General features: G+C 71.1%; 10 protein-coding genes. 2 read left to right on the top strand and 8 right to left on the bottom strand.

Annotated features, from left to right (window positions below):
* Positions 1-240: 240 nt before the first annotated feature.
* Positions 241-879: a LytR C-terminal domain-containing protein gene (locus B7R87_RS15295; protein WP_052704627.1), complete on the bottom strand. Its 639-nt coding sequence runs from the start codon at positions 877-879 to the stop codon at positions 241-243.
* Between the two features lie 135 nt (positions 880-1,014).
* Complete coding sequence (locus B7R87_RS15290) at positions 1,015-1,311, bottom strand: type II toxin-antitoxin system VapB family antitoxin (protein ID WP_003955420.1); 297 nt, start codon at positions 1,309-1,311, stop codon at positions 1,015-1,017.
* A 108-nt stretch (positions 1,312-1,419) separates the two neighbouring features.
* On the opposite strand from B7R87_RS15290, the gene B7R87_RS15285 reads away from it, so the two are divergent.
* Entirely contained in the window at positions 1,420-3,009 is a 1,590-nt protein-coding gene (locus B7R87_RS15285; protein WP_006348183.1) for a helicase HerA-like domain-containing protein, read from the top strand.
* A gap of 42 nt (positions 3,010-3,051) precedes the next feature.
* Here B7R87_RS15285 and B7R87_RS15280 read toward each other — a convergent pair whose 3' ends face one another.
* The 5 genes from B7R87_RS15280 to B7R87_RS15260 form a co-directional block, all read right to left on the bottom strand.
* On the bottom strand, positions 3,052-4,581 hold the full coding sequence (locus tag B7R87_RS15280) for a M28 family metallopeptidase (RefSeq protein WP_006348184.1): 1,530 nt from the start codon (positions 4,579-4,581) through the stop codon (positions 3,052-3,054).
* A gap of 234 nt (positions 4,582-4,815) precedes the next feature.
* Positions 4,816-5,424, bottom strand: a complete 609-nt coding sequence (locus B7R87_RS15275; protein ID WP_006348185.1) for an HhH-GPD-type base excision DNA repair protein — start codon at positions 5,422-5,424, stop codon at positions 4,816-4,818.
* A 165-nt stretch (positions 5,425-5,589) separates the two neighbouring features.
* Complete coding sequence (locus B7R87_RS15270; RefSeq protein WP_006348186.1) at positions 5,590-5,856, bottom strand: hypothetical protein; 267 nt, start codon at positions 5,854-5,856, stop codon at positions 5,590-5,592.
* 158 nt (positions 5,857-6,014) lie between these two features.
* Positions 6,015-6,740 (bottom strand): GmrSD restriction endonuclease domain-containing protein, encoded by a 726-nt coding sequence (locus B7R87_RS15265; protein ID WP_006348187.1) that lies wholly within the window; start codon positions 6,738-6,740, stop codon positions 6,015-6,017.
* 325 nt (positions 6,741-7,065) lie between these two features.
* Positions 7,066-9,417 carry a glycosyl hydrolase family 18 protein gene (locus B7R87_RS15260; protein ID WP_006348188.1) on the bottom strand — a complete coding sequence of 784 codons (2,352 nt, stop codon included), beginning with the start codon at positions 9,415-9,417 and terminating at the stop codon, positions 7,066-7,068.
* 269 nt (positions 9,418-9,686) lie between these two features.
* Here B7R87_RS15260 and B7R87_RS34130 point away from each other — a divergent pair, with 269 nt between their 5' ends.
* Positions 9,687-10,682: a helix-turn-helix transcriptional regulator gene (locus B7R87_RS34130; protein WP_130584996.1), complete on the top strand. Its 996-nt coding sequence runs from the start codon at positions 9,687-9,689 to the stop codon at positions 10,680-10,682.
* A 6-nt stretch (positions 10,683-10,688) separates the two neighbouring features.
* Here the strand turns inward: B7R87_RS34130 and B7R87_RS15250 are convergent, their stop codons facing one another.
* Positions 10,689-11,888 carry a DUF418 domain-containing protein gene (locus B7R87_RS15250; RefSeq protein WP_078902261.1) on the bottom strand — a complete coding sequence of 400 codons (1,200 nt, stop codon included), beginning with the start codon at positions 11,886-11,888 and terminating at the stop codon, positions 10,689-10,691.
* Positions 11,889-12,019: the final 131 nt, after the last annotated feature.

The following is a 12,019-nucleotide window of genomic DNA, read 5'->3' as shown; positions in this document are numbered from 1 at the left end:
ATCAGTGGAGTAGCAGGCGTCAGGGCCTGACGGGTGAGCCCGGGGGCCACGGGTTCACCGCTCACGAGCTGCCCCGCCCTCAGGTGCCGGCGAGTGAGCCGAAGGGGCGCGCTGGGGGTCCCCCCACGCCGAAGGCGTAGGGGGACTGGAAGGAGAACGCGCGCAGGCTGTGAGGAACGAGCAGCCGAGCACGATCGACTGAAGAAAACCGCTAAAGCGCCCCGGAGGCGAACCGAGCCCTTAAGAACAGAGCGGCCGGACGGGGTTGGCGAGGATCGTCAGGGCCTTGTCGGCGGACGGGCGCGGGGCCAGGGTGGTGAAGGCCGTGCCGAGGATCAGGTCCACGTCCGCCGTGGTCCGGGTGTCCGTTTTGGTGGGGGCGCCCGGCAGCTGGGTGCCCAGGACCGAGAACGGGCCCTTCACGGCGGCGGGGGCGCCGAGGAGGATGCCGGTGCCGGGGATCTTCTTGTCGTAGTCGGCGGTGGCGTTGCCGACCTTGCCGATGGTGAAGCCGCGGGCCTTCAGTTCCTCCGCCGCGGCCTTCGCGAGCCCGCCGCGCGGGGTCGCGTTGTAGACGTTCACGGTGATCTGAGCGGGCTTCAGGTTCACGGCCGGTTTGGGCGGTGGTGCGGATGGACCACTCTTCTTCTTCGCCGGTGCGCAGCCGGGCTTGTGGGCCGCGGTGGTCTTCTTCTCGGATTCGCCGTCGAAGGCGTCGATGAGCTGGACCGTCCCCCAGCCCGCGAGGCCGAGGGCGACCACCGCGGCGACGGCCGCCGTGACGATCCTGCGGCGGTGGCGGGGACGGCGCATCCGGGGGTACTTATCGCCCGTGATGCGGTACTTTCCCCCCATCCCGGGAGGAGTCAGCATGCTCATGGGCGCAGCGTAGTGGGAGCGGGACGCCGTGCCTACAAGATGATCAACGGGTTGCGCCCGTACGGCCCCGGAATGAGCCCGAAAGGCTCAGTGCGCTGCCACGATCGGCCCTCTGACCGAGGGTACCCGCGGGGGTCAGCCCAGTTCGAGGACGCGGGCGTGCAGGACCTGGCGCTGCTGGAGCGCGGCGCGGACCGCGCGGTGCAGGCCGTCCTCCAGATACAGATCGCCCTGCCACTTCACGACGTGTGCGAAGAGGTCGCCGTAGAAGGTCGAGTCCTCCGCGAGGAGCGTCTCCAGGTCGAGCTGCCCCTTGGTGGTGACGAGCTGATCGAGGCGGACCGGGCGCGGGGCGACGTCCGCCCACTGCCGGGTGGATTCCCGGCCATGGTCGGGGTAAGGCCGTCCGTTTCCGATGCGCTTGAAGATCACACGGAAAGCCTACCGGTCAAGCCCCTCCGGGCGCAGCCATGGCGGGCCGGTGCGATCCTGGGCGAAGGCTGACAAAGCAGATATCCGGCGTGGAAATCGGGGTGCGATATGGCCGACAGCGGTACGGAGCCGGATCCGGATCCTGTCCGGCGGATCGCCGGGGGGTACGCCACCGAGGGCCCCGCCCTGGAGTTGGGCGCGCTGCTGTGGGACGGGGTCTGCCGGGCGGATGCGCCCGTCCGGGTGCCGCTCGCGATGCTCAACCGGCACGGTCTGGTCGCGGGGGCCACCGGCACCGGCAAGACGAAGACGCTCCAGCTGATCGCCGAGCAGCTGTCGGCGAACGGCGTGCCGGTCTTCCTGGCGGACATCAAGGGGGACGTGTCGGGGATCTCCGCCCCGGGCGAGCCCGGCGAGAAGGTCCGCGAGCGGGCCGCCGAGGTGGGGCAGGAGTGGCGGGCGCAGGGTTTTCCCGTGGAGTTCTACGGGCTCGGGGGCGTCGGTCCCGGTATTCCGGTCCGGGCCACGGTCACCGATTTCGGGCCCGTACTGCTGGCGAAGGTCCTCGGGCTCAACCGGACGCAGGAGCAGTCCCTCGGTCTGGTCTTCCACTACGCGGACGGCAAGGGCCTGGAGCTGGACGATCTCAAGGACCTGCGGGCGGTGATCGCCTTCCTGGTGTCCGACGAGGGCAGGGCCGAGCTGAAGACGGTCGGCGGGCTGTCGGCGGCGACCGCCGGGGTGATCCTGCGCTCCGTCACCGTCTTCGAGCAGCAGGGCGCGGCCGGGTTCTTCGGGCTGCCGGAGTTCGGGACCGGTGAACTGCTGCGGACCGCGCCCGACGGGCGGGGCGTGGTCTCGGTGCTGGAGCTGGCGGCGGTCCGGGACCGGCCGCAGCTCTTCTCGACGTTCCTGATGTGGCTGCTGGCCGATCTCTTCCACGAGCTGCCGGAGGTCGGTGATCTGGACCGGCCGAAGCTGGTGTTCTTCTTCGACGAGGCGCATCTGCTGTTCACGGACGCGTCGAAGGCGTTCCTGGAGTCGATCACGCAGACCGTGAAGCTGATCCGGTCCAAGGGCGTGGGCGTCTTCTTCGTCACCCAGACCCCGAAGGACGTGCCCGGTGATGTGCTGTCGCAGCTGGGGAACCGGGTGCAGCATGCGCTGCGGGCGTTCACTCCGGACGATGCCACCGCTCTGAAGGCGACGGTCCGGACCTTCCCGAAGTCGCCGTACGACCTCGAAGAGGTGCTGACCGGGCTGGGTACGGGCGAGGCGGTGGTGACGGTCCTCGGTGAGTCGGGGGCGCCGACGCCGGTCGCGGTCACCCGGCTGCGGGCGCCGGAGTCGCTGATGGGGCCGGTGGACGCGGCGGCGCTGGATGCGGCGGTGGCGGCGTCGCCGCTGTACGGGACGTATGCGCGGGCGGTCGACCGGGAGTCGGCGTACGAGAAGCTGAGCGCGCGGCCCGAACCCGTACCGTCCGCTCCGGAACACGCTCCGGAACAGGCGGCGGAGCGGGGATCGGAACAGGCGGCGGATCGCGGGCCGGAGGCCGTACCGCCGCGTGAGCAGGAGTCGCTGGTCGCGCAGGTCATGGGGAGCGGCGCCTTCAAGTCGCTGGCCCGCTCGGTCGGGACGCAGCTCGGGCGGGAGATCACCCGTTCCCTCTTCGGCACTTCCCGGCGGCGGCGCTGAACGACGCGCCCCCGCCGGGAGCCGTGAACAGAAGGGCTGGTGTTACTCGGTGACGACCGCGTGGCCGTCACGCAGTCCGCCGCTGCCGGACTGGCCGCCGTTCGGGCCGGCCGGGGTGACCGGCTTCGAAAGCGAGCTGATGTCGTGGGCGTAGGTACCGACCGCGTTGGCGATGATGCCGATGTTGATCCCGAACGCCTTCATGCTGACGTTGTCGAGATTGTCCCCGGCGCCGTGGTAGTTGGGGTCGTACGCGACCCCGGCCGTACCGCCGAACTTGGCCGCCTGTGCCTCGGTCTTCTTGACCTCGGCGCCCGTGAAGGTGCCGCCGGCCGGGATGCCGATCTCGATGAACGGGCCGTAGTCCGAGCGGCCGGAGAAGTCGGTGCCCTCGTGCGGGGTGCCGCGGCCGTCCAGGAACTTCTGCATATCGCGTTCGATCTGGGCGGAGCCCTCGGGGCCGGGGCCCGCGCCCACGCCGTCCGAGTCGTCACCGTCGTAGAGGAAGATGCCGTAGTTCGGCGAGGCGATCATGTCGAAGTTGAGGTACGCCTTGATCTCCTTCTTGCCGAGGGAGGTCAGGCTCGCGACATACGCCTCGGAGCCGAGCAGGCCGTTCTCCTCGGCGCCCCACCAGGCGAAGCGGATCTTGTTGGTGGGCCGCTTCTCCGCCTTCGCCAGCTCCTGGGCGACCTCCAGCAGACCGGCCGAGCCGGAGCCGTTGTCGTTGATGCCCGCGCCCTCGGAGACGCTGTCGAGGTGGGCGCCCAGTACCACCGTGTTGGCGGCGTTGCCGTGCTTGGTCTCGGCGATGATGTTGCGGGTGGTACGGGTCTCCTGGAGCTGGCGGACGTCCAGGGTGACGCGGACCGGGCCGTTCACCAGCTCGGCGGCGAACTTCTCGCCCTCCGCCAGGACGATCCCGCCGGTGGGGATCTTCACCCCGGCCGGGTCGCCCAGGGTGCCGCCCATGGAGCCTTCGATGTTGTTGTAGATCAGGGCGCCGATCGCGCCGGCGTCGGCGGCGGTGGCCTGCTTCTGCGCGAAGGTGCAGCCGCCGCGCTTGATCAGGGCGATCTTGCCGGTGTAGGTGCCGGAGGCGTAGTCGGCGGGCTCGCAGCCGGTGGTGGCGTCGGCCGGGACGGCCGCGAGGTCGGCGGTGATCCCGCCGACCGGGGTGGACTTGGTGTAGTCCATCGCCACGACCCCGACGGTGCGGGGCGAGGGCGAGACGACGGCGAGCGACTCGGCCTGCGTCTCGATGTAGGGGAACGTGAACGGCTGGTACGAAACGTTGTAGCCGTACTTCTTCAACTCCTTGAACACATACGCCGCGGAGGCGTCGTATCCCAGGGTTCCGGCGGCGCGATTGCCGGTCGTGTCGGATATCTGCTGGAATTTCTCCAGGTGGTCGAAGGCATCGTCCGCGGACGACTTCTTGACCAGCTTGGCCGCCAGCTTTGCGGCATTCGATGCGTCCCGCTGACCGGGCGTGTGGCGGTCGGCCGTGGCGGGGGACGCGGAGGCCAGCAGCAGCGGGGTCGCGAGTGCGGCGGCGGCCAGGGTGGCCACGGCTCTGCGACGGGTTGCCTTCACAGAGTTCCTTCCCGTAATGGACATGTCGAACGGGAAGCTAGCGGGGACGGAGTGTCCCTGGGAACGCCTGTGCCCCAACTCACTTCCCATGTCGTGGCATTGCCATACTTCTCCTTTCCCGGAATGGCTTGTTCCTTGTGCCCGGGCGCGGATGTTTCGCCCGAGTGGGTGAGGCGGACGGGGATGGGGACGCGTGTGTCGCAGGATCGGCTACGGCGTTTTCGCGGCTTTTGCCGCTCGCTTCATCTCCTGTTTGTGCGCCCGCACTTTGGCCAGGGATTCGGGGCCCGTGATGTCGGCCGCCGAGCGGTAGGAGCCCGCCTTGCCGTAGTCCCCTGCGGCTTCGCGCCAGCCCCGGGGCCGGACCCCGAGCTGCTTGCCCAGCAGGGCCAGGAAGATCTTCGCCTTCTGCTCCCCGAAACCGGGCAGCGCCTTGAGCCGGGCCAGCAGCTCGGGCCCGTCCGCGGCGTCCTGCCAGAGGGCGGTGACATCGCCCCCGTACTCGTCGACGAGATAGCGGCAGAGCGTCTGGATCCGCTGGGCCATGCTGCCCGGATAGCGGTGAACGGCCGGTTTCTGCTTCAGCAGCCCGGCGAAGGCCTCGGGGTCGTACGCGGCGATCTCGGCGGCGTCGAGATCGTCCCGGCCCATGCGCCGGGCGATGGTGTACGGGCCGGAGAACGCCCACTCCATCGGGACCTGCTGGTCGAGCAGCATGCCGACGAGGGTGGCGAGCGGGCTGCGGCTGAGCAGCGCGTCGGCCTCGGGCTGCTGGGCGAGGTGCAGCTCGGCGGCGGGGGTGTCGCTCCTGGAACTCATGGTTCCGATGGTCACCCGGCCGACGGCGGGCCGCCAGCGGCGCGCCGGGTCCGCCCCGGTGCGGGGCAGGGGTGCGGGTACGGCACCGGGGCCCCGCCGCCGTGTACGGCAGGGCCCCGGTGGTCCGTGGCGGGGGCCTGCCGTACACGGCGGCGGCCCCCGCTCTCAGTGGTAGTGGTTGTGGGTGGTCGGCAGGAGCTGGGCGTTCTTGAGGATGACCGCGTGCTCCAGAACGTCCTCCGCGGGGTCGTCGATCTGGCCGATGGAGACCAGCGTGAGCTGGTGCCCGGTGCGGGTCTCGTCGGCGGCGGCCTGCTGGGCGGGTACGGTGCCCGCGAGCGCCGTCGCGCCCAGCGCGGTCAGCAGCAGCCGGGTCCGCCGTGCCCCGCCGCCCCGGTTCTGCTGCCCCGTACGGCGTGTCGCGCTGGTCATCTTGCCTCCGGCTTGATGGGCCCGTCTCGGTCCGTTCACGGGGTGTATCCACCGGACGGGCCTCCAGGACACGGCGTACGAGCAGCCGAGCACACAATTCACTCGTTCGGCGGTAGGAAAAATGGGGGCGCTCGGGGTTCAGGAGGGGCGGATGGTGATCAGGCGGGCGCCGGGCGGTAAATGACCCAGAAGGACTCGCAGGGATCGTTGTCGGCCAGCGACTTCAGTGCCTCGTTCTCGTTCTTGTCGACGGTCAGACCCCAGCGGAGCTTGGTCGCCACCCAGTCCTTGGCGTAGCGGCACAGGGCACTGTCGGCCGGTGGATGCCATTGGTTGATGTTCTGGTCGCCGCGCTCGCGGGCGGTCCTGGTCAGCACCACGTTCAGACTGCCGGTCGCGCCCTGGTCGTTGGCGTACGCCTCGCGCCGCTCGGCCGTCCAGTTCCGGGCGCCCGAACCCCAGGCCTCGGCGAGCGGTACGGCGTGGAGGACCGTGAGGTCCCGCAGCGAGGACGTGGACTGGTTGTCGTAGTACGAGTGCCAGCGGCCGCCGCTCAGGGCGCAGCCCGCGGAGGCGTCGGGCGCCTCCAGGGCTTCGGAGAGCAGGACCTCGTGCCGGGTGTCGCAGCGGTCCGCGGGGTCGAGGCCCGCGTTCCAGTGGGGGAAGGCGGAGGAGGTGTAGCCGGTCCGGTCCTCGTCCGCCTCGACGAGGAGGGAGATGGCGTCCTCCAGTTGGTACATCTCGTACGACGAAGCGGGGGCGGCGGGTGCTGCGGGTGTGGCGTCGGCGGGGGCGGTGGCGAGCGGGGCCAGTACGAGCATCAGGGCGAGCGCCGGCGGGGCGGCGGCCGTGCCACGGATGCGCTTCTTCCGGTGAGGGTTCATGCCCCGTTGATAGCGGTGCCGGGGGCGTGCGGCCCGCGGGGCCGGGCTCCACCCACCCGTCCGGGTGCAAAGTCCCCGCCGGGGCGGGGGCGGTACGCCCGTACGCGCGCCCGAGCGCCGTACGTACGCCGCAGCCGACGGCGTGCGTACGGCGCGCGAGGCGCGGTGCGGGGTACGGCCGGGCGGGTGGCGGCCGCGGAGCCGTACGTTCCGCGACCGCCCCCGTACATCCCCGTACATCTCTGTGCGTTCCCGTCCGTCGGCGGGATCCCGACGGACGGCCTATGCCCTATGCCCTATGCCCGATGACCTGCGGCCGGGCCCGTCACGGCAGCCCGGCGTGCAGCGCGTTCATCAGCGTGCCGGTCGGGGTGTCACCGGACATCTCCCAGATCATCCCGCCGAGCAGCCCCTTGGACTTGATCCACTCGGCCTTCTTCCCGATGGACCAGGCGTCGTCGAAGCTCCACCAGGTACCGCCGGGCCCGGTGTATCCGTAGGTCGAGATCGACTGGGTGTCGTGGTAGACGGTCATATTCGGATAGCTGGTGATCATGTTCTGGTAGCCGCGGATCCCCGCTTCTTCCACGAACTGTCCCGGTGCCGCGCCGTTCGCGGTCTGCCATTCGCCGTTGACGCCCGGTGCGCCCGCCGCCACGTCCTTCCAGCCGCGGCCGTAGAACGGGAAGCCGACGGTCAGCTTCCGTGGATTGACCCCGGCGTCGAGATAGGTCTGGACGGCCTTCTCGATGCTGAAGTCGAAGGGGTACGGGTCCTGGGCGTCCCGGTGGAGGTTCGCCTGGTGCCCGGTGCGGTTGGGCTCCCACGAGTTGTCGCTGCCCGCGCCGTGGAAGTCGTACCCCTGGACGTTCGCGAAGTCGAGGTAGTCGAAGATCTTCGTCAGATCCCAGCCGGCCGCGATCTTCGCCGGGTCGGCCGGGGTGAACGCGGTCAGCAGCTTGTGCTCGCCGCCGAGGGCGTCGAGCTGCCTGCGGAACTCGGCGAGCAGCGCGGTCAGGTTGTCCTTGTCCTGCGGACCCCAGCGGTTGCCCGCGTGTCCTTCGGCACCGGGCCACTCCCAGTCGATGTCGATGCCGTCGAAGACCCCGAGGCCGGTGCCGGGGCCGCCCGCGCCGTTGTAGACCGGCAGATTGCCCTTGATCCAGATGTCGACGCAGGAGCGGACGAACTTCTCGCGCGAGGCCGGGGTGGCCGCCGCGTCGGAGAAGAACTTGGAGAAGGTCCAGCCGCCCAGCGAGACGACGAACTTGAGGTGCGGATGCTTGGCCTTCAGCTTTTTGATCTGGTTGAAGTTGCCGCGGAGCTTGCCCCAGCCGTCGTCGGCGACGCCGTCCACGGACTGGGCGGCGGAGAAGGGCCGTCCGTAGTCGGCGTCGGCGTCACCGGCGCCGGTGCCCTCGTCCGGGTCCTGCGGATTGCCGGAGATGCCCTTGGTGACCCCGGCCTGGCAGGTCAGATTGACCGGGTCGATGTTCTCGAAGGCGTAGTTGACGACGTCGAGCTTGGCCGCGGCGCCGGAGGTGTCCAGGTTCTTCACGAAGTACTGGCGCCCGTAGAGGCCCCACTGGATGAAGTAGCCGACCTTGTAGTAGTTGCCGGGACCGGCGACGTCGTCGGTGGTGACGGGGAGGGAGTTGGAGGCGGGGGAGGAGTTCTCGGCGAGATCGCGCGCCTTCACGGTGAAGGTGTAAGCGGTGGCGGGCGACAGCCCGGTGACGGTGGCCGAGGTGGTGGTGACCGTCTTGACCAGGATCTGGCCGCGGTAGACGTCGTAGGCGGCGACGGAGACGTTGTCGGTCGATGCGTTCCACGCCAGGCTCACCGTGGAGGCGGTCTTCGCGGTGGTGCGCAGATTGCCCGGCGCGGTGGGTGGCACGGGATCGTTCGCCGGGTTGTACGTGCGGACGGTGAGCGGTGGGCCGAACGGACCGTTGTTGCCGCGGGTGTCCTTCGCCCGCACGGTGACGACGTACTCCGTGTTCGGCATCAGCCCGTCGACGGTGGCGCTGGTGGTGGTGGTGGTGTTCGTCTTGAGGGCGCCGCTGACGAAGACGTCGTACGAGGCGACCGGATAGTCGCCCTGGGCGGACGCGGGCCAGCCGAGCGTCATGGTCCGGGCGGTGACCGTGGTGACGGTCGGCGCGCCGGGAGCGGTCGGCGGTACATCGGGGGTGCCGTCGCATTTGTCGCCGTTGACCGTGCAGCCGGTGGGCGTGCCGACGGGCCCGTTGCCGATGAACCAGTAGCTCCAGGGGTTGCTGGTGCCGCCGGCCGGGATGGTGCCGTTGTAGTGGGCGTTCTTCACGGTGACGCGATTGCCGCTGACGGTGGCGTCGCCGTGGTAGTGGCCGGTGACGGTGACCCCGGCGGGGAGGTCGAACTGGAGCGTCCAGCCGTTGACGGCCACGGTGCCGCTGTTGCGGATGGTGTAGATGCCGCGCCACCAGGAGCCGTTGCTCTCGGTGGTGAAGGTGGCGGTGAGGGTTCCGGCGGCCTGCGCGGGGGAGGCGTTCAGCCCGGTGAGACCGGCGAGGGGGAGGAGCAGCGCGGCGGCGAAGGCCGCGATGCGGTTGCGGAGGGTGCGGTGGGGGCGCTTGGTTCTGCGGGGGTGTTCGTGGGGGCGTTGGTGGGGGGATCTGCGGATGTTCTTGAACATGGCTCTCCCTGTGGGGTAAGGGGTGCGTGGCCGTGCTCAGGACGATCAACCTCCCAAGCTACTTGGTCTGGACCAGTGCGGAAGGTGCCCGGGAGGGGCGGCTTTCCGCCACTGTCGGCATCCCGTCGCGGGCGGGTAGGCGTGGCGCCAAGTGGTCTGTACCTTTCCGTGCGTACGGGCCCGGGACCGGGGCCCGGGGCGCTCATGGCGCGGGGTGTGGCAACGCCGTCGGCGCGGCCGGTCGGTGCACGAGGTGCGGAGGAGGCGGGATGGCGGGGGAGGGCGGGGAGCGGGACCCCGGAGCAGCGGCTTCGGACGGGCCCGGTTTTCCGTGCGGGCTCGGCCCGCTCGGTGTCCCCGCCGGTGAGGAGGCGCTCTACCGCGCGGCGCTGGCCCGCCCCGGAGCGACGGTCGCCCAACTCGCCGCGGCCACCGGCTGGGACCCGGCCCGGGTGCGCCGCCGCGCCCTGGCGCTGGAGCGGTGGGGTTTGCTGGTCCGGCTCCCCGGCCGCCCGGCCCGGTTCGGTCCGGCCCCGCCAGGTCCGGCCCTGGAGGCGCTGGCCCTGCGGCGCCGGGAGGAGATCGAACGCGCCCGGCTGGTCGCGGCGGCGCTGGCGGACGGGTTCCGCTCCGGGGGCCGGGCCGTGGTGGAGACCTTCGGCGGCGGCCCGGAGGCGGTGGACCGGTTCGCGTTACGCCTCCAGGCCTCGGCCCGGCAGGAGGTGCTGGTGCTCGGTGCCCCGCCGCCGCCCGCCGCCGCCGGGCCCGGGATCCGGCGGCGCGCGGTCTACGACCACGCCTGGCTGGACTCGCCGGAGCGGCTGGCCGCCGCCCGGGAGGCCGCGGCCGGGCTGGGGGAGCAGAGCCGGGTGCTGGCGGAGGTGCCGATGGTGCTGCTCGCGGTGGACCGTACGACAGCGCTGGTACGGGACGGGGCGACGGCGCTCGTCCTGCGCCCCTCGGCGCTGCTCGACGGGGTGCTGGCACTCGGCGAACTGCTCTGGGAACGCGCCGTACCCCTCGTACCGGCGGCCCGCGGAGCCCATGGGCTCTCCGACGAGGACGGGCGGCTGCTGGCACTGTCCGCATCCGGGCTGACGGACCGGGCGATCGCCCGCCGACTGGGGGTCGCCCAGCGCACGGTGGAGCGCCGGATGCGCCGGATCATGAACGTCCTGGGCGCGCGGACCCGGTTCCAGGCGGGCCTGCGCGCGGCGGAACTGACCCGCGGCGCGGGCCCGCCGGATGATCCCCGGGGCGCCTGACGGCCCTCAGCGCCGCAGCGCCCACCGCTGCACCTGCTCCAGCGGGCCGTGCGAGAAGCGGCGGAGCCACCAGGAGGAGCCGAGCATCAGGGTTGCGCAGACCGCCGTCCACAGGGCGATCACCCACCACGGGTGCCAGTCGCCGCCCAGACGCTCCGTCAGGCCGAGGCCGAGTCCGTACGCGGCCAGCATGCAGAGGACGTTCTGGAGGACGTAACCGGACAGTGCGGTACGGCCCACGGAGGTCAGGCCGTTCATCAGGGGGCCGGGGCGGCGGATGCGGTCCACGATCGCGCCGATCAGACCGAGGTAGCCCAGCGCCGTGAGCGGTCCGCCGATGTACCGGTCCAGCAGGAAGAGTTCGGGGCCCGCGACGGACGAGAGCACGCTGATCGGAAGGCCGAGGCCCAGCCCCCAGACCAGCAGCCGCGCACGGATGCGGCGGCCCGTGGCGTCGGGGCCGAACGCGCCCGCCCGGAACAGCCGGACTCCCAGCAGGAACAGGAAGACCAGCAGCGGGAAGGTGAGGACCGGCTCCATCCGCAGGGCCAGGGCGTTCTCCAGCCGGAAGACGATCTGCTCGCCCCAGCTGCCGTGCGCGTACAGCTCCCGTACGCCGTCGTCGAGCACAGCCCCGCCGCCGTCACCGTCGGTACCGCTGTCGGCCAGGACGAACGCGGTGGCCGCGAGCATCACCGTCACATGCAGACCGCCGAGCCACCACATCACCCGGTTCTGCGCCGTCACGGACCGGGTGAGCAGCCGGGCGACGAGCAGTGCGGTGACCGCGTACCCCATCAGCACGTCCCAGGCGAAGATCAGGACGAAGTGGACGGTCCCCTCGAAGAACAGGAACAGCGCCCGCCGGTTGTAGCGCCCGGGCCACGGCTGTCCGCGCCGCTCGGCGGAGGCGTACTGGATGGCCAGGCCGACACCGAACAGCACGGTCAGCAGCGCCAGGAACTTTCCGTTCGCCAGCAGCCGCAGCACCGACTCCACCGCCTGCGGGAAGGAGTCGAAGGAAGGACTGCCCGTGGCGCCCGTCAGAACGCCCCACTCCGAACCCGGCGCCGCGAAGATCCACACATTGGTCATCAGCGTGCCGAGGATCGCCGCACCGCGCAGGACGTCGAGAAGCGGAAGCCGGCCACCGGCGCCGGCGGTGCCGGCCGCGGGCGGTGCGGAGGACAGGGTCTGAGTGGTCATGTGTTCATCGTCCCGGCGGCCCGCCGCCGGATCGTCGTAGCGGAAGACGAAAGACGGCTGCACCGAAGGATGTAGCGGGGCCTCCTTCCGCGGGCCGAGAGCCTTCTCCACCCGGGCCCGGGGGGTCCCAC

The sequence above is a fragment of the Streptomyces tsukubensis genome, assembly GCF_003932715.1.
Classification (GTDB): Bacteria; Actinomycetota; Actinomycetes; order Streptomycetales; family Streptomycetaceae; genus Streptomyces; species Streptomyces tsukubensis.
This window is presented reverse-complemented; position numbering and strand designations above follow the sequence as displayed.